Consider the following 20,232-nt stretch of genomic DNA (forward strand, 5'->3'; position numbering starts at 1 on the left):
ACCTAATTATGAGCTTCTCCTGTCATCGGGACGCCTGGGGCATCCCCCACCTCAGGGCCTCCGACATCGTCGCGCTGGCCTTCGCCCAAGGGCACAACGCCGCAAAGGACCGGGCCTGGCAGCTCGAACACCTGCGCCGCCGCGCCACCGGGACCGCCTCCGAACTGCTCGGCGCCGAATGGGTCGACTGGGACCGGCTCACCCGGCAGGTCCGAGTCGTCGCCAAGGCGGGGGAGGTCTTCGACGCGCTGGACGAGGACACCCGCGCCTGGACCGCCGCGTACGTCGACGGCGTCAACGCCGGATCTCCCGTCGTCCCTTGGGAACCGTGGACGCCGCTCGCCGTCTGGTACGCCGAGCACCTGACCTTCGGGTCCGGCTTCCCAGCGAAGCTGTGGCGCCAGCTCGTCCGCGAGACCCTGGGCGAGGACGCCGTCGCGGGGTTCGCCATGGACGGACCGCAGCCCGTCGGCTCGAACGGCTGGCTCGTCTCCGGCGAGCTGACCGATTCCGGCCATGCCATCATCGCGGGCGACCCGCACCGGTTCATCCAGCTGCCCGGCTCCTACCAGCAGATCCACCTCGCCTGCGACGAGTTCGACGTGGTCGGGCTGGCCGTCCCCGGCGTCCCCGGCATCGCGCATTTCGGCCATGCCGGCGACGTCGCCTGGGGGATCACCAACGCCATGGCCGACACCCAGGACCTGTACCGGGAGCAGTTGCGGCGCAACCTGGACGGGTCGGTCGAGGCGTTCGGGCCGGGAGGCTGGGAGCCGGTCGCGACCTGGACCGAGCACTTCGACGTGGCCGGGGGAGCGGCGCAGGTCGTCGAGATCATCGCGACCGCCCGCGGGCCGATCGTCGCCGACGGGCCGGACGGCGCCCTGAGTCTGCGCGGGCCCGTGGACGCGCTTCCCGACCTCGGATTCGCCGCCCTGCCGAAGCTCCTGCGCGCCCGCACCGTCGCCGATGTCGATGCCGCGCTGGACGACTGGGTGCTGCCCGTCAACGTCGTCATGGCCGCCGACGTCCACGGCGGCCTGCTCCACCGCGCCGCCGGGCGCGTACCCGAGCGCGACCCCGAGAACCTGAAGTACCCGGTCTTCGCCTGGGACGCGCGCTCCGCCTGGAAGGGCTGGAAGCCGCTGCCCCGCAAGCAGGTCGACCGGATCGCCACCATGGCCAACGACCGCGGCGTCGCCGCACCGCTCGGCGTCGAGTTCTGCTCGACCGACCGGGCCGACCGCATCCGCACGCTCCTGGAGGAGCGGACCGGTTGGGCCGCAGCGGACATGGCCTCCCTCCACACCGACACCCGGCTACCCACGGCCGGACTGGTCCTCGACCCGCTCCCCGCGCTCGAACTGGGTCCCGAAGCCGCGGCGCTGCGCAAGCGCCTCCTCGACTGGGACCGGCGCATGGACGCGGGCAGCACCGAGGCCGCCGCCTTCGCCGCCGTCAGGAGCGCGTTCATCCGCGGCCTCGCCGCACTCCCGGTGTTCGCGCCGCTCAGCGCCCCGACCGGGCATCCGGCGTTCTTCGCCCCCTGGTTCGCGCTCAAGCCGCGCATCGGCTTCGCGCTCCGGCACGTGCTCGCGAGCGGCCTCGTCACCGACGCCGAACGCGACGCCGCGCTGACCGCCGCGATCGAGGAAGCGGCCCAAGGGGAGACGCGCACCTGGGGCGAGGTCCACCGGCTCACCGCCTGGCACGAACCGGCACCCGGCGAGGAGCCCGTGGGCCCGCTCGACGGGATGTCCGGAGACGCCGACTGCGTGCTCTCCACCTCCGGCGCGCCCGGCGCGAGCGAGGACTTCCTGCGCGGGCCCGCCGCCCGCTGGGTGTGGGACCTCGCCGACCGCGAGCGCAGCCGCTGGATCGTCCCCTTCGGAGCATCAGGGGAGCCCGGACCGCACCAGCGCGACCAGTTCCCGCTCTGGAAGCGGGGCGAACTCGCACCCGTCGTCACCGATTGGCAAGAGCTGCAGGAGGAGTACCGCATGATCGACCGCCCCGCCGTCTTCGAGCACGAGGTCGACGGCTTCGGCCGCGTCGCCATCGTCCCCGTCCGGCCGGTCGAGGACCTGGACCTGATCTACGGCTGGGTCGCCGAGGAGCGCGCCAGGTTCTGGGGGATGACCGGGCATTCGAAGGAGTACGTGCTGGAGATCTACGAGTATCTGGACTCGCTGGAGACGCATCACGCGTTCCTGGTCCTGCGCGACCGGGAGCCGATCGCGCTGTTCCAGACCTACGAGCCCGCCGCCGACCCGGTCGGGGAGTGCTACGAGGTCGAGCCCGGCGACATCGGCGCCCACCTGCTGGTCGCCTCCTCGCGCGGGCAGGTGCGGCCGGGGTTCACCGGGGAGCTCATGGGGGTGCTCGCGCTGTACCTGTTCGCCGACCCGGTCCACCGGCGAATCGTCGTGGAGCCCGACGCCAGGAACGCGCAGGCCGCGATCCGCATGCGACGCAGCGGGTTCACGCTCGGACCCGAGATCCAGTTGGGGGAGAAGCGGGCGCAGCTGGCGTTCATCCGCCGCGAGGACGCGCCCTGTCGCGGCGTGGAGAAGAAATAAGCACAGTGGACTGATGGTGGCAAGGGCGGCGGCCCCAACCCCAGGGCCGCCGCCGTCGGCTCAGCGGGACCGCGGCTCAGGTCCCGATATTGCGCTGCGGGCCGCTGAACCGGCTCAAGAGGCCCGGCACCGCACGCGCGGGGTCGAGCCGGTAGTCGTAGAAGTCGAGAGCGCCCGCCGCGGCTGCCGCGGCCAGGGCGCGGCGGCTGAGTTTCGGTGTCTTCCAAGGGGTCACGCGAGGCTCCTTCGGCTCGGGGGCGGGCGGCGTCAGGGAGCAGTCTAAGCAGGTCGATTGATTATGGTCAATGGATTGCCGTAACTTCGGACCAATTATTTTCATGACTTGACATAACCTCGCGCCGGGTCGTAACCTGAGCGCCCAACCATCGAGTCCGATCGATACGCCGGACACGGACGTCCGCGTGAAGGGACCGCAAGCGTGACCACTGAGCAACCCCCCACCCCTCGTCGGGCGGTCAGCCGCCGCAACCTCATGAAGGCCGGCGGCCTCGGCCTGGCCGCCGCCCCGGCCCTCGCCGCCTGCGGCCGCGGCTTCGGCGGCGGCGGAGACGACGACTCCGGCGACGGCGTCACCCTCAACATGGTCTGGTGGGGCGACGCCACCCGGGCCGAGAAGACCCAGGCCGCCCTCGACCTCTTCAAGGAGCGGCACGAAGGCGTCGAGATCGAGGTCGAGTACCAGGACTCCGGCCCCTACCAGGACAAGCTCGCCACCCGCTTCGCCGCGGGCGACCCGCCGGACCTCATGGCCATGCGCATGGATAGCCTCCGCGAGTACGCCGACCGCGACGCGCTCCTCGACCTCAACGAGTACGCCGGCGACCTCGACCTCTCCGGGCTCAGCGACAACGCCGCGACCATCGCCGAGGTCGGCGACCGCGTCTACGGCGTCCCCGCCGGGCTCAACACCGTCGGCTTCGTGATCCGCACCGACTTCGCCGAGCAGTACGGCGTCCCGATCCCCGACGGCGACACCTGGGGCTGGGACGATCTGGCCGCCTTCGCGAAAGCGATCACCGACGCCAGCGGCGGCGAGGTCTACGGCACCGGCTTCGAGGCCCAGACCCTCGCCAACATCCTCGTCTTCACCCGCCAGAGGGGCGAGGACTTCTTCACTGAGGACGACCGGCTCGGCGTCACCGCCGCCACCGTCCAGGCGTGGTTCGAGCTCGTCAACGGGATGCGGGACGAAGGCGGCTTCCCGCCCGCGGGCTTCTTCGAGAACATCGGCGGCTCCGCCGACCAGTCCTATGTGGCCCAGGGCAAGATCGCCTCGCAGATCATCCCCACCAACAACTTCCTCGGCTACAACGAGGCGTGCGGCGGGACCCTCGTGCTGCTGCGCATGCCCGGCGAGACCCAGGGGGCCCGCCGCGGCCAGTCGATCGACTGCCCGCACCTGTGGTCGGTCGCCTCGGCCTCGAAGCACCCCGAGGAGGCCCTGCAGCTCCTCGACTTCCTGCTCAACGACGCGGAGGCGTCCCTCGCCACGGGCACCACCCGCGGCGTCCCGGCGAACGCCGACGTGGCCGAGGAGATCAAGCCCTCGCTGGAGCCGGACGACCAGGCCGCCACCGATTTCCTCATCGCGCTCCAAGGCGAGGACCTGCCCCGCTCGCTCCTGTACCCGCCCGGCGGCAGCGCCGTCTTCGACTTCCTCGACGCCCTCGCGGTCGAGGTCGAGTTCGGGCGCGTCAGCCCGGCCGACGCCGCCGCGCAGTTCATCGAGCAGGCCGAAGGGGCCATCGCAGGGTGAGCACCGAGACCGCCGTCATGCCGGAGGCGGACGTGCCGCCGGCCCCGGAGCACCAGCGCCTCTCCGCGGGGCGTCGCCGGGGCCGGCGGGCGCGTAAGGACCGCGCCGGCTACCTGTTCCTGCTGCCGTGGTTCATCGGGATGCTGTTCACGGTGGTGCCGTTCTTCGCGTCGCTGTACCTGGCGTTCACGGACTACAACCTCCTCAACCCTCCGAAGTGGATTGGGCTGGAGAACTTCACGGCCATGTTCCGGGACCCGGTCCTGGTCAAGTCGCTCAAGGTCACGTTCGTCTACACGTTCGTGTCGGTGCCGCTGTCGCTCGCGGCGGCGCTGGGGGTGGCGATGATCCTCAACAAGGGCATCAGGGCGCTCCCGGTCTACCGGGCCGTGTTCTACCTGCCCTCGCTCCTGGGCGCGAGCGTCGCGGTGGTCCTGCTGTGGCGCTACGTCTTCGGGCTCGACGGGATCGTGAACGCCCTCCTCGGCTGGTTCGGGGCGCCCGCGATCGCGTGGACCTCCGACCCCGACTACGCGCTGACGACGCTCATCATCCTGCACGTGTGGACCTTCGGCTCGCCCATGGTGATCTTCCTGGCCGGGCTGCGGCAGATCCCGGTCATGTACTACGAGGCGGCCGCGGTCGACGGGGCCTCGCGCTGGCGCCGGTTCCGCTCGATCACGCTGCCGCTGCTGAGCCCGATCATCTTCTTCAACCTGATCCAGTCGCTCATCGCCTCGTTCCAGACGTTCACGCAGGGCTTCGTGATGAACGACGGCGGCGGGGGTCCGGCGAACTCCACATTGTTCTACAACCTGTACCTGTACCAGCAGGGCTTCAACCAGTTCCACATGGGATACGCCTCGGCGATGGCCTGGACCCTGCTCGTCATCATCGCCGCGTTCACCGCCCTGACGTTCTTCTCCGCGAAGTACTGGGTCAACTACGACAACTGAGGCCGCATAGATGTCAACGACCTTGCAATCGACGAAGACGCGGCGCTCCTACGACGACGCGCTCATCGAGCGGTTCGGCTCGAGCCGCAGGAGCCGCTTCACCAGGCACGTGGCGCTGTGCCTCATCGGCCTGTTCATGATGTACCCGCTGCTGTGGCTGCTGTCGAGCTCGCTCAAGCCGAACGGGCTGATCTTCTCGGACCTGGCGCTGTGGCCGGCCGAGTGGAGCCCGTCGAACTACGCCGACGGCTGGACGGCCCTGGAGTACGACTTCGGGGTCTACTTCACCAACTCGATCGTGATCGTGGTGCTCAGCATCGTCGGGAACCTGTTCTCGTGCTCCCTTGCGGCGTACGGGTTCGCGCGGCTGCACTTCACCGGGCGCAAGCTGTTCTTCGCGCTCATGCTCGGGACGATGATGCTGCCGGGGCACGTGCTGCTCATCCCGCAGTACATCCTGTTCGCCAAGCTCGGATGGCTCAACACGTACTACCCGCTGCTGGTTCCGAACTTCCTGGCCACCAACGCGTTCTACATCTTCCTGATGGTGCAGTTCATGCGGCAGCTCCCGCAGGAGCTCGACGACGCGGCCCGGATCGACGGCTGCGGGCCGTTCCGCACGTTCTGGAGCATCATCCTGCCGCTGTGCCGCCCGGCGTTCGCCACGACCGCGATCTTCACGTTCATCTCGGTGTGGAACGAGTTCTTCGGGCCGCTGCTCTACCTGACCGACCCCGAGCTGTACACGGTGCCGCTGGCGCTGCGGCAGTTCGTGGACTCGGAGGGGCAGTCGCAGTGGGGGCAGATGTTCGCGATGTCGGTGCTCTCGCTCGCGCCGATCATCGGGTTCTTCATCGCCGGACAGAAATACCTGGTCAAGGGCATCGCCACGACCGGGCTCAAATAGAGGGAACGCTGTGGTGAATCCGCTCCACGCCGACACCCGCGGAGGCGTGAATCCGATATGGACCGCCGATCTCGGCGACGGCACGTACCGCAACCCGGTCCTCAACGCGGACTGGTCCGACCCGGACGCGGTCCGGATCGGGGACGACTTCTACCTGACCGCGTCGAGCTTCCACCGGGTGCCGGGGCTGCCGGTCCTGCACAGCCGGGACCTCGTGAACTGGACGCTGATCGGGCACGCGCTGGAGCGGCTGGTGCCGGAGGACGACTTCCGGACCCCGCAGCGCGGCGGCGGCGTGTGGGCGCCGGCCCTGCGCCACCACGCGGGGCGCTTCTGGATCGTGTACCCGGACCCGGATCGCGGCCTGTTCACGACGAGCGCCGAGGACCCGGCGGGGAAGTGGACCGAGCCGCGGCTCCTCAAGGGCGGCAGGGGACTCATCGACCCGTGCCCGCTGTGGGTCGAGGGAGGGGACGGGGTCGAGGCGTACCTGGTGCACGGGTGGGCCAAGAGCCGGTCGGGGATCAACAACCGGTTGACGGTGCACCGCATGAGCGCCGACGCGACCTCGCTGCTGGACGAGGGCGCCGTCGTGATCGACGGCGACGAGCTTGAGGGGTACCGGACGCTCGAAGGGCCGAAGTTCTACGAGCGCGACGGCTGGTACTGGATCTTCGCGCCCGCGGGCGGGGTCGCGCAGGGCTGGCAGTCGGCGTTCCGGTCGCGGGACCCGTTCGGGCCCTACGAGGACCGGATCGTGCTGGAGCAGGGCTCGACGCCGGTGAACGGGCCGCACCAGGGGGCGTGGGTCGACACCCCGGACGGCGCGGACTGGTTCCTGCACTTCCAGGACAAAAGCTTCCTGGGGCGGGTGGTCCATCTCCAGCCGATGCGCTGGGGGGATGACGGCTGGCCGGTCATCGGGAACGGCGGGGAGCCGGTGCTGGTGCACGAGAAGCCGATCCAGGGCGAGGCGGTGGCGGTGCCGGCCGCTGGGGACGACTTCGCGGACGGGATCGGGCTCCAGTGGAGCTGGCAGGCGAACCCGGAGGCGGGGTGGGTCGGCGGCAACAGAGCGGCCGGTACGGGTGCCGGTGGAGGCGGGGACACTCTCGGCGCGAACGCGAACGCGAACGCGAACGCGAACGCGAACGCGAACGCGAACGCGAACGCCGAAGCGGGAGCGGGAGCGAGCGCCGACGCGGCTCCCGCCGCCGGGCTGCGGCTCAACTGCGTGCCCGGGCCGCAGGACCTGCGGTACCTGCCGAACCTGCTCGGGCAGCTGCTGCCTTCGGACGACCTGCGGGCCGAAGTCACGGTGACGCTCGACGGCGCCGAGCCCGGCGACCGCGCCGGGCTCGCGGTAGTGGGCGACACGTACGCGTGGATCGGTCTGGAGCGCACCGAGAACGGCACGGTTCTGGTGTACCGGACCGCACAGGACGGCGTCGAGATCGATGCGGCACCGCCAGTCGAGGTCGCGGGCGCGGTGACCGTGGCGGTGGAAGTCGAGCCCGGCGGGCTGTGCCGCTTCTTCGTCACTCGGAACCCCGGCGACTCCGTCAGCACGAGAAGACGACTTCAAAACCCGTACAGTGTGGGTTCGAATCCCAACCTCCCTACCGGTGCAGTCCCGATCGGTGAGCCGTTCCAGGCCACGGAAGGGCGTTGGGTCGGAGCCGCGCTCGGGCTGTTCGCGAGCGGCACCGCCGCTCACGGTGCGAAAGCTCCCGGGCCCGGTGCCGCCGCCGGGATCTCCGGCTCGGCTGCCGCGAGCGGCAATGCCGCCCACGACTCCGATGCCTCCGACTCGACCGAGTCCGCGGGCTCGGCGACCTTCGGCCCGTTCGTCGTCGAGGCGCGGTCGGGTGACCATGGATGAGCAGCTCACCCTCGTCCAGACGCACCCCTTGAGCCTCGGCGGCCGGATCGTCGCCGAGTACGTGTGGCGGCCCCACCTGCCGAGCCTGCTGTCCCCGCGCCCCTACCTCCACCCCGTCCGCACCCTCGCCGGGACCGAGGTCACCGAGGCCATGCCGCCCGACCACCTGCACCACCTCGGGGCGAGCCTCGCCGTGCCCGACGTCGGGGGCGTCAACTTCTGGGGCGGACGGACCTACGTGCGCGGCAAGGGATCCGTGCCGCTCCCCAACCACGGCGTGCAGCGCCACCACCGCTGGGAGGCGCGCACCGACGCGGTCCTGGCGCAAGAGCTCCACTGGGTCGGCCCCGACGGCGAAGTGGTCCTGCGCGAGCGCCGCCGGATCGCCGCCCGGCCCGTGGACGACCGGGCCTGGGCCCTCGACTTCCGGTTCGCACTCCACAGCGCCAAGACCGGACCGCTGGAGTTCTCCAGCCCGGGTGCCAAGGGCCGCATCGGGGCCGGGTACGGCGGGTTCTTCTGGCGGGCCCGCCGGGGCCTGCGCAGCGTGCGCATCATCGGGCCCGGCGCCGAGGGCGCGGCCCGCCTGCACGGATCGCGGGACCGCTGGGTCGCCTTGAGCGCCGGCGGCCCCGACCCGTGGACGCTCGTGTTCATCGACATCGCGGCCCAAGGCGACCCGTGGTTCGTGCGCGGCGACGACTACGTGGGCGTCGGCGCGTCGCTCGCGTGGTCGGAGGGGTTCACCGCCGCGCCGGGGGAGGGGCCGCGGCGCCGGATCGTCACGGTCGTCGCGGACGGCGCGCTCAATCCCGCCGAAGCCGAGCGCATGGCGGCGTCGGTGACGTCGGCCGCCTCGGAGCGCGACCATGGATCGTAGATCCTATAGGATAGGTGATCTTCGATCCGGTGCCGCGCGTTCGACACCGGGACCGGCACTGCTACCGGGAGGCGCCATGGAGCACTCCGGCACCGCCACCGTCGCCGAACGGCCCGAGGCGCTGCTCCTGCAGGTGGACGGCCGCGAGGTCGCCAGCTACGTGTGGCGCTCGCGCCTGCCCGCCTCCACCGCGCCCCGCCCGTTCCTCCACCCCGTGCGCACCCTCGCCGGCACGCTCGTCACCGACGCGCGCCCGCACTCGCACACCCACCAGCTCGGCATCAGCATCGCCGCGCCCGACATCGGCGGCCGCAACTTCTGGGGCGGCCGCACGTTCGTGCCCGGCCACGGGCCCGCCTGGCTCGACGACCACGGCGCCCAGCGGCACCGCAGATGGCTGCGGCACACCGACTCCGCGCTGGCGCACACCCTCAACTGGGTCGACCGGGACGGCGCGGCGCTGCTCAACGAGCGCCGCTCGATCGCCTGCGGCCCGCTCACCGGCGACGCCTGGACCCTCTCCGTGCGGACCCGGCTCGCCAACGCCACCGAAGGCCCGCTCCAGATCCGCAGCCCCGCCGCGCTCGGCCGCGTCGGCGCCGGGTACGGCGGGTTCTTCTGGCGCGGGCCCTCCAGGTCCGAACGCGTGCGTGTCCTCAGCCCCGCCGGGGCCGGCGAGCGCGCCGTCAACGGCACCACCGCGGAGTGGGTCGCGGTCTCCGGCGGCGCCGAGGGCCGGGAGTGGACCGTCGTGTTCACCGCGGCCGACGAGACGACGGCCGCCGACCGCTGGTTCGTGCGCTCCCGCGACTACCTCGGCGTGGGCTCCTCGCTCACCTGGGACCGTCCACTGGTGCTGGAGCCGGGCGGCGCCGTCGCACGGCATATCCTCACGGTCGTGGCAGACGGAACCCTCAGCGACGACGCGGCCGCCGCCCTGGCCGCCGCGGCCCGGTCCGCGCCGTGACCAGCGATCCCGCGCGCCAGGAGCGCCTGCGCGAACTCAACCTCGGCCTGGTCTTCCGGGAGGTCCTGGCCGCCGAAGGCCCCGTCTCCCGCACCGAGCTGGCCGCCGCGACCGGCCTGACCCGGCCCACGATCACCCGCATCGTCGAGGAGCTGCTGGCCGGGCGCCTCGTCACCGAGACCGGGACGACCCTGGACGGCCGCGCCGGGCGCCCCCGCATGGGCCTGACGCTCTCGCGATCCGGCCCGGCCGGGCTCGGCCTCGACATCCGCTCCGACGGGCTCGCGGCGTGCGTGGTGGACCTCGCCGGGAAGGTCCGGCACCTCGTGTTCGCGCCGCTCACCGACACCGACGCCCCCGCGGTCCTCGAACGCCTGGGCCGCATGGCCTCCGAAGCCGCCGACGCCGCCGCGGCCGAAGGGCTCACCGTGGTCACCGCGACCCTCGCCGTCCCCGGGCCCGTGGACGGCGGGATCGTGCGGACCGCGCCCGCGCTCGGCTGGCGCGACGTCGACGCCGGGGGCCTCCTCGACGCGGCGCTCTCCGGACTGGGCCTCGCCACGGCCGTCGACTCGGAGGCGAACCTCGCCGCCCGCGGCGAACTCCACGCGACCGGTGCCGACCGCTCGCTCAACCACTTCGGCCGTACCGCAACGCATTTCATCTACGTCTCGGGCGGTCTCGACATCGGGGCCGGGCTGGTCATGGACGGCCGGCTCATGCGCGGCGCGCGCGGCTGGGGCGGCCAGCTCGGGCACGTCACCGTCGACCCCGAGGGCAAGCCGTGCCGGTGCGGGTCGCGCGGGTGCCTCCAGACGTACGCGAGCCTGCCCGCGCTCCTCGGCGGCGAGGCCGTGCCGCCCGGCGCGAGCCCGGAGTCGGTGATCCTCGGCCGCGCCGACGCCGGCCGGCCCGAGACCCTGGCGGCCCTCGACGCCGCCGCGAGCGCGCTCGGCGTCGCACTCGCGAACGTGTGCAACCTCCTCGGGGTCGACACGGTCTTCCTCGGCGGCAGCTTCGCGCTCATGGACTCGTGGCTCGCCGCGGGCGTGCGGGCCGAGCTGGAGCAGCGGGTCCTGTTCGCGGACTGGGCCCCGGTCACGGTGCGCCCGGCGACGATCGGGCCCGACGCGGCCGCGATCGGCGCGGCCCTCGCCGTTGTCGACCGCATCAGCGCCGACCCGGCCGCCTGGATCGCCGCGAACCGCTGACGGCGCCGACCCGCGGCGGAGGATGGTCCGGGGTCAGGCCGTGCCCTTGAACGGGCCTTCCAGTGCGGCCCACTGGAGGAGCATCACGGTCTTGGCGTCGGCGATGCGGCCGGTGCGGACCATCGCGAGGGCGTCGGCGAAGGGGAGTTCCACGACGGTGATGTCCTCGCCCTCCTCGGCGACGCCCGCGCGGGCGGCGAGTGCGGCGGACCCGTCGTAGGGCGCGGCGAAGCAGTGCAGGCGCTCGGTGACCGACCCGGGGCTCATGTACGGCGCGAAGACCAGGTGCGGCTCGCCGATGTCGAGGCCGGTCTCCTCGGCGGCCTCGCGGCGGATGGCCTCCTCGGGCGCGTCGCCGTCGAGGAGCCCGGCCGGGACCTCCAGGAGCATCCCGTCGGGGTGCTCGTTCACATACGCGGGCAACCGGAACTGCTGCGTGAGGACGACGGTGGCGCGGTCGGCGTCGTAGAGGAGGACGGCCGCGCCGTCGCCGCGGTCGTAGGTCTCGCGCTGCTCGCGGGTCCAGTGCCCGTCCTGGTGCCGGTAGTCGTAGGTGGTCTTGCGCAGGACGTACCAGTCGCTGGAGAGCAGTTCGACGTCGACGATGCGCACGCCCGGGTTGCCGGCCAGGTCGCGGCCCTGCCGGTCGAGCCCGGTGCGGCCGCGCCGGTCCGGGGTGTCGATCCCTGCGGTCATGCTCGCGCCTCTTTTCGATTCTGTGTGAATGTGTTCGATTTTGATGATACGCTGCGATGCCGTGGAAGGCACGGCTGCGAGCGTTTACTGGTTGCGCGCGTCATGGTAGGGTCCGCTACATACCGACCAGACGGTTTGGAGTCGTGCATGCAGAGGTTCGAGGGCAGGGTCGCCCTGATCACCGGCGCGAGCAGGGGCATCGGCTTCGCCGTGGCCCGGCGCCTCGTCAGCGAAGGCGCGTCGGTGGTCGTCACCGGCCGCGATGAGGCGGCCCTGGAGGCCGCCGTCGCCGAACTCGGCGAGGAGCGCGCCGCGGGCGTCGCCGGGAAGGCCGACGACACCGCGCACCAGGCCGCGGCCGTCGTCCACGCGGTCGAGCGCTTCGGCGGCCTCGACCACCTCGTCAACAACGCCGGGATCAACCCCGCCTACGGGCCCCTCGCCGCGATCGACCTCGACGCGGCCCGGAAGATCCTGGAGGTCAACGTGATCGGCGCGCTGGGCTGGACCCGCGTGGCCGCCGCGACGGGCCGCCTGCGGTCCGTGGTGAACATGGCCTCGATCGCGGGCACCGCCTCCAGTCCCGGCATCGCGTTCTACGGGGTCTCCAAGGCCGCGCTCATCAACCTGACCGAGCAGCTCGCGGAGGAACTCGCGCCCGCGGTCCGCGTCAACGCGCTCGCCCCCGCGGTCGTCAAGTCCCGCTTCTCGAAGGCGCTCTACGAGGGCCGCGAGGAGCAGGCCGCCGCCGCGTACCCGCTCGCGCGGCTCGGGACGCCCGAGGACGTGGCCGGGCCGGCCGCGTTCCTGCTCTCGGAGGACGCCGCCTGGGTCACCGGGCAGACCCTCCTCGTCGACGGCGGCGCCGGTGCCCGCCGCTCCTGGTGAAGGATGGGAGCCATGAAGACCAAGAACGTCGCCGACGAGGTGCTGCGCGCCGCCCTCGAACTGTTCGCCCAGCAGGGCTACGCCAACACCAGCGTCCAGCAGATCGTGCAGGCCGCCGGCGTCACCAAGGGCGCGATGTACCACTACTTCACGTCGAAGGACGACCTGCTCTTCGCGATCTACGAGCGGATGCTCTCGCTCCAGAAGCGGCGCCTCGACGAGATCACCGCCGCGGGCGGCGAGACCGAGGAGGTCCTGCGGGCGGTGTGCGAAGACGTGGTGGTCACCTCGATCGACTTCCTGCCCGAGGGCACGGTGTTCTTCCGCAGCCAGCACATGCTCACCCCCGAGCGGCAGAACGAGGTCAAGCGGCGCCGCCGCGAGTACCACGACAAGTTCGCCGAGCTCATCGTGCGCGGCCAGGAGGAGAAGCGGTTCCGCGACGACGTGCCGGTCTCGGTCCTCATCGCGCACTTCTTCTCCGACATCCACTACCTGCCCCACTGGTACTCCCACGAGGGCCCCGAGAACGAGGCCGAGCTGGCCGCCCAGATCACCGAGCTGTTCCTGCGGAGCCTGCGGAGGGCCGATGGCTGACACCATGCGCGCGTGGCGCATCGAGACCAACGGCGAGCCCGCCGAAGTGATGGCCGTGGCGGAGGTCCCGGTCCCCGCGCCCGGCCCCGGGGAGGTCCTGGTCCGCAACCGCGCGGTCGCGGTGAACTTCCCCGACGTGCTGCTCGCCCGCGGCATGTACCAGGAGCGGCCGCCGCTGCCGTTCACGCCCGGGATCGAGCTGTGCGGCGAGGTGGCCGCGGTCGGCTCGGGCGTCACCTCGGTCGCCGTGGGGCAGCGCGTGGTCGCGACCTCGATCGGGGTCATGGCCGAGTACGCGGTGGTCCCCGCCTGGTCGGTGCACGACGCCCCTGAATCGCTGGACGACGCGGCCGCCGCGGCGTTCCTCATCGCCTACCAGACCGCGTGGTTCGGGCTCCACCAGCGCGCGGCGCTCCAGAGTGGAGAGACGCTGCTGGTCCACGCCGCCGCGGGCGGGGTCGGCACGGCCGCGTGCCAGCTCGGGGCCGCCGCGGGCGCCACCGTGGTCGGCATCGTCGGCAGCGAGGCGAAGACCCGGGTCGCCAAGGACGCCGGCGCCTCGCGGGTGCTGCTGCGCGGCGACGACTGGATCGGCGCCGTCAAGGCCGCCGGCGGGGCGGACGTCGTGTTCGACCCGGTGGGCGGCAAGGCGTTCGCCGGAGCGACCAAGGTGGTCAACTTCGAGGGCCGGATCGTGGTGGTCGGCTTCGCCTCCGGCGAGGTCCCGCCCGTGCGCGCCGACCACGCCCTCGTCAAGAACTACAGCGTGCTCGGCCTCCACTGGGCCCTGTACCAGCGCAAGCGGCCCGAACTCGTGGCCGAGGCGCACGCGGCCCTGACCCGCCTCGCCGCCGAGGGCGCGGTGCGGCCCGTGGTCGCCGAGACCGTGCCGTTCGACGGGGCCGCGGACGCGGTGCAGCGGCTCGCCGACGGCACCACCACCGGGCGCCTGGTCGTGGCGGTGGGGGAGTGAACGGCCTGGCCGGGCGCACCGCCATCGTCACCGGCGGCGCGCGCGGCATCGGCGAGGTCTACGTGCGGGCCCTGCACGCCGAGGGCGCCCGCGTCGTCATCGCCGATGTCCTCGCCGGCGAAGGGAAGGCGCTGGCGGACGAGCTGGAGGGATCGCGCTTCTGCGAACTCGACGTGTCCGACGAGGCCGCCTGGGACGCCGCGGTGGCGGCGACACTCGACGCGTTCGGCGCGGTCGACGTCCTGGTCAACAACGCCGGGATCGCGAACGCCGCCCCCATCGAGCACTTCACGCTCGCGAAGTGGAACGCCGTGATCGCGGTGAACCTCACCGGGACCTTCCTCGGCTGCCGCGCGGTGGTCCCGGCGATGAAGGCCGCCGGGCGCGGCTCGATCGTGAACGTGTCCTCAGTGGAAGGACTGCGCGGTTCCGAACGGCTGCACGGCTACACCGCCTCGAAGTTCGGCGTGCGGGGCCTCACCAAGTCCCTCGCCGTCGAGCTGGGCCCCGACGGCGTCCGCGTCAACTCGGTCCATCCGGGCTTCGTCCGGACCGGGATGACCACCCGCATCGACCCCGCCCGGCTCCAGATCCCGCTCGGCCGCCCCGGTGCGCCCGGCGACCTCGCCGGGGCCGTCGTGTTCCTCGCGGGCGACGCCTCGGCGTACGTCACCGGCGCCGAGATCGTGGTCGACGGCGGCATGACCGCCGGCATCCCCCACACCTGACCCGCCGGTCTGCTTCAGTCCTCTGCCCCAACCGATCCGCCCGGTTCGACCCACCCCGTCCGACCTGCCCCGACAGCCGCAAGATATCGATACGGATTCACTGTCCTCACTACATACCGTCCGGTCGGTATCTAGGGTATGGTGGCACTACTCCGACACGAAGAGGTGCGAGTACACGATGAACACCCCTCTCCCGCCCCGACTCTCGGTCGGCGGACTCGAAGTCGCCTTCGGCGGCCTCACCGCCCTCGGCGGCGTCTCCTTCGACGTGGCCGACGGCGAGACCGTCGCCCTCATCGGCCCCAACGGCGCCGGCAAGACCACGGTCTTCAACGCCGTCTGCGGACTCGTCAAGCCCCGCAAGGGCACCGTCCGCATCGCCGGGCGCCCGGCCCCCGCCCGGACCACCGGCCTCCTCAAGGCCGGCGTCGCCCGGACCCTCCAGGGCCTCGGGCTCTTCGAGCACCTGACGGTCCTGGAGAACGTCCTCGTCCCCCTCACCAGCCTCCGCGACCCCGACGCGATCGCGAAGGCGCACAGGACACTCGACGACCTCGGCCTCGCGCACTTCGCCGCGCGGCCCGCCGGGACCCTCCCGTACCCCGAACGCAAGCGCGTGGCCCTCGCCCGCGCCCTCGCGACCGACCCGCGGCTGCTGCTCCTCGACGAGCCCGCCGGGGGCCTCGGCGGCGCCGACATCGACGCCCTCGCCGACACCGTGCGCCGCATCGCCGCCGACGGCCGCGCCGTGCTGCTGGTCGAGCACCACGTGGACTTCGTCATGGAGGTCGCCGACCGGATCGTCGTCCTCGACTTCGGCGAGGTCATCGCCGCCGGCACCCCCGAAGCGGTGCAGGCCGACCCGGCCGTGGAGGCCGCCTACCTCGGACTCGAGGCGGTCGGCGCGACGGGCACCGCCCGCGACGGGGCCGCCGAGGCGGGTGGGATCGCATGAGCGCCTTCGCATTCCAGGACCTGACGGTCGGCTACGGCGACGGCGCGCCGGTCGTCGACGGGCTCGGCCTCGACCTCGCCGAAGGCGCGGTCGTCGCCCTGCTGGGCGCCAACGGCGCCGGGAAGACCACCGTGCTGCGGGCCCTCGCCGGGCTCCAGCCGGCCCGCGCCGGCCGGATCCTGCTGGGCGGCCGCGACCTCGCGCGCCTGTCGGCCGAGGACCGCGTCCGCGCCGGCCTGTCTCTGGTCCCCGAGGGGCGCAGCGTGGTCGTGGAGCTCACCGTGGACGAGAACCTGCGCCTCGGCGGGCTGTGGCGGCACCGGCCCAAGGCCCGCAAGGCCGCCGTCGAGGAGATGTACGCGCTCTTCCCCGCGCTCGACCGGCGCCGCCGCGCCGCCGGGCACACCCTCTCGGGCGGGGAGCGGCAGATGCTCGCGCTGGCCCGCGCGCTCCTCGCCCGCCCGGCGGTGGTGCTCCTGGACGAGCCGTCACTGGGCCTGGCGCCCAAGGCGACCGCGCAGCTCCTCGGGGTGCTCCGCGAGACCGCCGCACGCACGGGCCTGACGGTGCTCCTCGCCGAGCAGAACGTCACCGGCGCCCTGTCGGTGGCGAGCCGCGGCGTCGTGCTCTCGCTCGGCGCGGTCGCCGCCGACCGCCCCGCCGCCGACCTCGCCGCCGACCCCGCCCTTCGCCACGCCTACCTGGGGTTCTGATGATTCGACAGCACACCCGCCCGGCAACGGGCATGCGTCGCGCAGCGGCGGTGCCAGTGGACCGCCGGCCCGCGTCCCGCCGCGGAGCCCCGGGTTCCGCGACCGCGGGAGCCGCGGGGGAGGACGCCGTGTCCTCAATCCGCGCAGCGGCTTCGCGCGCCGGTCACCGACCCGCGTCCCACCGCGACACGACGCCGGTCTCCGCGGCCGCGGGTCCCAGTGCGCACCCGGCGTCCTGGCCCCGCGCCTCGCGGGCCGCGGTCCGGCGCGCGCAGTGGGCCGCCCGCGTGCAGCGCCTCGCGGCCTCCTTCTCTGGGGAGGCCCGCTGATGGACCGGTTCGTGTTCCTCACCGCGGCCGGGCTCGCCCGCGGGGCCGTGCTCGCGCTGTTCGCGCTGTCGCTCGTGATCGTCTGGCGCACCGCGCGGGTCGTGAACTTCGCGCAGGCCGCCATGGCCGCCGCGGCCGTCTACGCGGCCTTCGCGGTCACCGCCGCGACCGGCTCCTACTGGGCCGGGCTGCTCACCGGGCTCGCGGCCGGCGCGCTCCTCGGAGCCGCCGCCGAGCGAGGGCTCATGCGGCGCCTCCCCGCGCACGCCCCGCTGCCGGGGATCATCGTCGCGATCGGGCTCGTCATGGTCCTCCAGGCCGGGCTCGCGATCGCGTTCGGCCCCGAGCACCGGCCCATGCACCCGCCCTTCTCCGAGCGGCCCTTCGTCATCGGCGGCGTCCCGGTCCTCTCCCCGTACGACCTGTTCACCCTCGGCGCCGCCGCCGCGGTCATGGCCGTCCTCGCGCTCCTGTTCAACCGCACCTCGCTCGGCCTCCAGCTCCGCGCCGCCGCGTTCGCGCCCGAGACCGCCCGGCTCCTCGGCGTCCGGGTCCCGCGCATGGTCACGCTCGGCTGGGCGCTGTCGGTGGCCGCCGCTTCCCTCGCCGCGCTCCTGCTGGTGCCCACCGAACTCGGGCTCAACCCGCACGCCGCCGACCTCCTGTTCGTGAACGCGTTCGCCGTGGCCGTCATCGGCGGCCTCGACTCCCCGCTCGGCGCGCTCGTCGCCGGGATCGGCGTGGGCCTGCTCGTCAGCTACGTCACCGGCTACGCCTCCGCCTCCGCGGCGCCGCTCGCGGTGCTCGCGCTCATGACCCTCGTCCTGCTGGTCCGACCCGGCGGCCTGTTCGCCGCCCGAGAAGCGAGGACCGCATGAAGACCTCCCTGCGCGCCCTGGCCGTCACCGTCCTCGCGATCGGCGGGACCTTCGGCCTCGACCCGTTCCGCAACTACCAGCTCGCCACGGCCGCCGCGTGCTTCGCGGCCGTCGCCGGCCTCACCGTCCTCGTCGGCCTCACCGGGCAGCTCTCGCTCGGCCACGCGGTCCTCATGGCCGCGGGCGGCTACGGGTTCGCCTACGCCGCATCGGCGGTGGACGGGCACTGGCTCGTGGTCCTGCTCGTCGGCCTGGCCGCCGCCGCGGTCGTTGCAGGGCTCCTCGGCCTGCTCCTCGGCGCTGCCGCCGCGCGGCTGCGGGGCCCCTACCTCGCCGGGCTCACGCTCGCGCTCGTCATCGCCCTCCCTGCGGCGGCGAACACGCTGCCGCTCGGCGGCGACCAGGGCGCCCGCGCCCCGTTCTTCCCCGTGCCCGACGCGCTCGCGAACCTCATCGCGGTCGAGCAGTGGCACGCGTGGCTCGCCATCGTGATCGCCGCACTCGCGGTGACCCCCCTGGTGGTCCTGCGCTCGGGCCGGGCCGGACTGCGCATGCGCGCGGTCCTCGACGACGAGACCGCGTCGCGTCTGTCCGGAGTGGACCCCGGCCTGGTGAAGACCGGCGCGTTCGCCGCGAGCGCGGTGCCGGCCGGGCTCGGCGGCGCCGTCCTGGCCATCGCCACCCAGCAGGTCACGCCCGGCGGGTACGGGCTCGCGTTCTCGCTCCTCCTCGTGGTCGCGGCCGTCGCCGGGGGCCTCGGCTCCATCGGCGGCGCGGCGATCGGGTCGGTCCTGGTGACCGTCCTCCCCTGGGCCATCGACGAACTCACGGCCCTCGCGCCCGCCGACCTCGGCCGGCGCCTCGACGGGAACCTCGCCGTGCTGCTGTTCGGCGCCGGCCTCATCGCCCTGACCACCATCTGGCCGGGCGGCGCCTCCCGTCTGCTCGACCGGCTCCGCGCCGCCCGGCCCCTCCGCTTCGCTACCCCTTCAACGACCACAGAGAGGTGATCGGCATGCGAACCCCCGGACCCTTCAACCACGGACACAGGAACCGGCCCTTCACGAGCGCGGCGGCACTGGCCGCGGCGGCGGCCCTCGGCCTGGCCGCGTGCAGCACCCCCGGCGGCGACGAGGACGTCCCCGGCGTCACCGACGACACCGTCACGATCGGCACCCACCAGCCGCTGACCGGCCCGGCCGCGGCCGGGTACTCGGCGATCTCGGCCGCCACGGCCGCCTACTTCGAGTACGTGAACGCCAACGGCGGCATCCACGGTCGCGACATCGAGTACCTCGTCAAGGACGACGCGTACGACCCCGCCGCGACCCAGACCGCCGTGCGCGAGCTGGTGACCGAAGAGGACGTGTTCGCGATCGTCAACGGCCTCGGCACCCCCACCCACTCCTCGGTCCTCGACTACCTCGACCAGCAGGGCGTCCCCGACCTGTTCGTGTCCTCGGGGTCGCTCACATGGAACCAGCCGAACGTCTACGACAACACGTTCGCGTTCAACGCCGACTACGTGACCGAGGGCGCGGCCCTCGCCAAATATGCCGTCGAGCAGGACCCCGAGGCCGTCATCTGCGTGCTCGGCCAGGACGACGACTACGGCGAGGGCATCATCGAGGGCGTCGAGACCGTGGTGGGCTCCAACGAGATCGCCGAGGTCCAGAACTACTCGGTGTCCAGTGAGGACCTGACGGCGCAGCTCGGCGCGATGATGGCCGCCGAGTGCGAGGTCAACGTCCTCGGCACCATCAACGGGTTCACGGCCATGGCCGTGGGCACCGCGGCCCAGATGGAGTGGTTCCCGAAGTGGTACGTCTCGTCCTCGGGCGCGGACTACCCGACCCTCGCCGGCTACCTCGGCGAAGACCTCGCCCCGGTCCTCCTGCAGGGCCTGGTGAGCGTCAACTACCTGCCCTCGAGCGCGGGCGGGGAGTGGGACGCGCTGTTCCGCGAGATCAACGACGAGTACAACGACGGCGCCCCGTACACCGGCAACACCATCTTCGGGATGAGCGTCGGCTACCTGTTCGCCGAGGCGCTGGCCGCCGCCGGTGAGGACCCGACCCGCGAGTCGCTGGTGGCCGCGGTCGAGTCGGGCGACCTGGTGGGCAACGGGATCGTGCCGCTCTCCTACAGCGAGGACGACCACGCGGCCTACCGGGCCGTGGGCGTGACCGTGGTGAACGAGGGCGTCCAGGACTACATCGGCACCACGTACGAAGTGTCCGCGGGCCAGGTGGCCGCGGTCGAACCCGACCCCGTTCCGCTCGAGAACGAGGGCATCCCGGGCTCCTAGCCCGGGAC

19 protein-coding genes are annotated in these 20,232 nt (G+C 72.8%); 17 read left to right on the forward strand and 2 right to left on the reverse strand.

Translation table 11 applies throughout. From position 1 onward, the window contains the following. The first annotated feature begins 8 nt into the window (after window positions 1-8). Complete coding sequence (locus BLS99_RS25225) at window positions 9-2,579, forward strand: GNAT family N-acetyltransferase (RefSeq protein WP_091054505.1); 2,571 nt, start codon at window positions 9-11, stop codon at window positions 2,577-2,579. A 76-nt stretch (window positions 2,580-2,655) separates the two neighbouring features. On the opposite strand, the gene BLS99_RS26465 is transcribed toward BLS99_RS25225, so the two are convergent. Next, the gene (locus BLS99_RS26465) at window positions 2,656-2,814 is read right to left on the reverse strand and encodes a hypothetical protein (RefSeq protein ID WP_176953534.1); all 159 of its coding nucleotides are present in this window, start codon (window positions 2,812-2,814) and stop codon (window positions 2,656-2,658) included. Between the two features lie 204 nt (window positions 2,815-3,018). Between BLS99_RS26465 and BLS99_RS25230 the strand changes: the two genes are divergently transcribed. From BLS99_RS25230 to BLS99_RS25255, 7 genes are all read left to right on the forward strand, one after another. Then, window positions 3,019-4,356, forward strand: coding sequence for an ABC transporter substrate-binding protein (locus BLS99_RS25230; RefSeq protein WP_218126858.1), 1,338 nt, complete (start codon window positions 3,019-3,021; stop codon window positions 4,354-4,356). Between the two features lie 17 nt (window positions 4,357-4,373). Then, window positions 4,374-5,312 carry a carbohydrate ABC transporter permease gene (locus BLS99_RS25235; RefSeq protein ID WP_091054528.1) on the forward strand — a complete coding sequence of 313 codons (939 nt, stop codon included), beginning with the start codon at window positions 4,374-4,376 and terminating at the stop codon, window positions 5,310-5,312. A 10-nt stretch (window positions 5,313-5,322) separates the two neighbouring features. Next, window positions 5,323-6,219, forward strand: a complete 897-nt coding sequence (locus BLS99_RS25240) for a carbohydrate ABC transporter permease (RefSeq protein WP_091054507.1) — start codon at window positions 5,323-5,325, stop codon at window positions 6,217-6,219. A 46-nt stretch (window positions 6,220-6,265) separates the two neighbouring features. After that, the gene (locus tag BLS99_RS25245) at window positions 6,266-8,101 is read left to right on the forward strand and encodes a glycoside hydrolase family 43 protein (protein WP_091054529.1); all 1,836 of its coding nucleotides are present in this window, start codon (window positions 6,266-6,268) and stop codon (window positions 8,099-8,101) included. Continuing rightward, window positions 8,094-8,981 carry a DUF6807 domain-containing protein gene (locus tag BLS99_RS25250; RefSeq protein ID WP_091054508.1) on the forward strand — a complete coding sequence of 296 codons (888 nt, stop codon included), beginning with the start codon at window positions 8,094-8,096 and terminating at the stop codon, window positions 8,979-8,981. Before BLS99_RS25245 ends, BLS99_RS25250 begins: the two co-directional genes overlap by 8 nt. Window positions 8,982-9,057: 76 nt before the next feature. Continuing rightward, complete coding sequence (locus BLS99_RS26705; protein WP_218126861.1) at window positions 9,058-9,948, forward strand: DUF6807 domain-containing protein; 891 nt, start codon at window positions 9,058-9,060, stop codon at window positions 9,946-9,948. Next, a complete protein-coding gene (locus BLS99_RS25255) occupies window positions 9,945-11,159 on the forward strand; it encodes an ROK family transcriptional regulator (protein ID WP_218126862.1) in 1,215 nt (404 codons plus the stop codon). The genes BLS99_RS26705 and BLS99_RS25255 overlap by 4 nt, the downstream gene beginning before the upstream one ends. A gap of 33 nt (window positions 11,160-11,192) precedes the next feature. Here the strand turns inward: BLS99_RS25255 and BLS99_RS25260 are convergent, their stop codons facing one another. Further along, on the reverse strand, window positions 11,193-11,855 hold the full coding sequence (locus BLS99_RS25260; RefSeq protein WP_091054510.1) for an NUDIX domain-containing protein: 663 nt from the start codon (window positions 11,853-11,855) through the stop codon (window positions 11,193-11,195). A gap of 147 nt (window positions 11,856-12,002) precedes the next feature. Between BLS99_RS25260 and BLS99_RS25265 the strand changes: the two genes are divergently transcribed. From BLS99_RS25265 to BLS99_RS25305, 9 genes are all read left to right on the forward strand, one after another. Beyond that, on the forward strand, window positions 12,003-12,743 hold the full coding sequence (locus BLS99_RS25265; protein ID WP_091054511.1) for an SDR family oxidoreductase: 741 nt from the start codon (window positions 12,003-12,005) through the stop codon (window positions 12,741-12,743). Between the two features lie 12 nt (window positions 12,744-12,755). After that, window positions 12,756-13,340, forward strand: coding sequence for a TetR/AcrR family transcriptional regulator (locus BLS99_RS25270; protein ID WP_091054512.1), 585 nt, complete (start codon window positions 12,756-12,758; stop codon window positions 13,338-13,340). Beyond that, window positions 13,333-14,313: an NADPH:quinone oxidoreductase family protein gene (locus BLS99_RS25275; RefSeq protein WP_245712412.1), complete on the forward strand. Its 981-nt coding sequence runs from the start codon at window positions 13,333-13,335 to the stop codon at window positions 14,311-14,313. The genes BLS99_RS25270 and BLS99_RS25275 overlap by 8 nt, the downstream gene beginning before the upstream one ends. Further along, window positions 14,310-15,041 carry a glucose 1-dehydrogenase gene (locus tag BLS99_RS25280; RefSeq protein ID WP_091054513.1) on the forward strand — a complete coding sequence of 244 codons (732 nt, stop codon included), beginning with the start codon at window positions 14,310-14,312 and terminating at the stop codon, window positions 15,039-15,041. Before BLS99_RS25275 ends, BLS99_RS25280 begins: the two co-directional genes overlap by 4 nt. A gap of 178 nt (window positions 15,042-15,219) precedes the next feature. Beyond that, entirely contained in the window at window positions 15,220-15,996 is a 777-nt protein-coding gene (locus BLS99_RS25285; protein ID WP_091054514.1) for an ABC transporter ATP-binding protein, read from the forward strand. Then, window positions 15,993-16,709, forward strand: coding sequence for an ABC transporter ATP-binding protein (locus tag BLS99_RS25290; protein ID WP_091054515.1), 717 nt, complete (start codon window positions 15,993-15,995; stop codon window positions 16,707-16,709). The genes BLS99_RS25285 and BLS99_RS25290 overlap by 4 nt, the downstream gene beginning before the upstream one ends. A gap of 328 nt (window positions 16,710-17,037) precedes the next feature. Beyond that, window positions 17,038-17,916, forward strand: coding sequence for a branched-chain amino acid ABC transporter permease (locus BLS99_RS25295; RefSeq protein WP_091054516.1), 879 nt, complete (start codon window positions 17,038-17,040; stop codon window positions 17,914-17,916). After that, the gene (locus BLS99_RS25300; protein WP_091054517.1) at window positions 17,913-18,926 is read left to right on the forward strand and encodes a branched-chain amino acid ABC transporter permease; all 1,014 of its coding nucleotides are present in this window, start codon (window positions 17,913-17,915) and stop codon (window positions 18,924-18,926) included. The genes BLS99_RS25295 and BLS99_RS25300 overlap by 4 nt, the downstream gene beginning before the upstream one ends. Before the next feature lie 5 nt (window positions 18,927-18,931). Next, entirely contained in the window at window positions 18,932-20,224 is a 1,293-nt protein-coding gene (locus BLS99_RS25305) for an ABC transporter substrate-binding protein (RefSeq protein WP_091054531.1), read from the forward strand. Window positions 20,225-20,232: the final 8 nt, after the last annotated feature.

The organism is Glycomyces sambucus, from assembly GCF_900102815.1.
Lineage (GTDB): Bacteria > Actinomycetota > Actinomycetes > Mycobacteriales > Micromonosporaceae > Glycomyces > Glycomyces sambucus.

Bases quoted from the DNA above. Each gene is read 5' to 3' on its own strand.
- BLS99_RS25275 (WP_245712412.1), top strand. From the start codon at position 13,333: ATGGCTGACACCATGCGCGCGTGGCGCATCGAGACCAACGGCGAGCCC.
- BLS99_RS26705 (WP_218126861.1), top strand. From the start codon at position 9,058: ATGGAGCACTCCGGCACCGCCACCGTCGCCGAACGGCCCGAGGCGCTG.
- BLS99_RS25250 (WP_091054508.1), top strand. From the start codon at position 8,094: ATGGATGAGCAGCTCACCCTCGTCCAGACGCACCCCTTGAGCCTCGGC.
- BLS99_RS25300 (WP_091054517.1), top strand. From the start codon at position 17,913: ATGAAGACCTCCCTGCGCGCCCTGGCCGTCACCGTCCTCGCGATCGGC.
- BLS99_RS25295 (WP_091054516.1), top strand. From the start codon at position 17,038: ATGGACCGGTTCGTGTTCCTCACCGCGGCCGGGCTCGCCCGCGGGGCC.
- BLS99_RS25235 (WP_091054528.1), top strand. From the start codon at position 4,374: ATGCCGGAGGCGGACGTGCCGCCGGCCCCGGAGCACCAGCGCCTCTCC.
- BLS99_RS25270 (WP_091054512.1), top strand. From the start codon at position 12,756: ATGAAGACCAAGAACGTCGCCGACGAGGTGCTGCGCGCCGCCCTCGAA.
- BLS99_RS25290 (WP_091054515.1), top strand. From the start codon at position 15,993: ATGAGCGCCTTCGCATTCCAGGACCTGACGGTCGGCTACGGCGACGGC.
- BLS99_RS25225 (WP_091054505.1), top strand. From the start codon at position 9: ATGAGCTTCTCCTGTCATCGGGACGCCTGGGGCATCCCCCACCTCAGG.
- BLS99_RS25285 (WP_091054514.1), top strand. From the start codon at position 15,220: ATGAACACCCCTCTCCCGCCCCGACTCTCGGTCGGCGGACTCGAAGTC.
- BLS99_RS25305 (WP_091054531.1), top strand. From the start codon at position 18,932: ATGCGAACCCCCGGACCCTTCAACCACGGACACAGGAACCGGCCCTTC.
- BLS99_RS25265 (WP_091054511.1), top strand. From the start codon at position 12,003: ATGCAGAGGTTCGAGGGCAGGGTCGCCCTGATCACCGGCGCGAGCAGG.
- BLS99_RS25240 (WP_091054507.1), top strand. From the start codon at position 5,323: ATGTCAACGACCTTGCAATCGACGAAGACGCGGCGCTCCTACGACGAC.
- BLS99_RS25260 (WP_091054510.1), bottom strand. From the start codon at position 11,855: ATGACCGCAGGGATCGACACCCCGGACCGGCGCGGCCGCACCGGGCTC.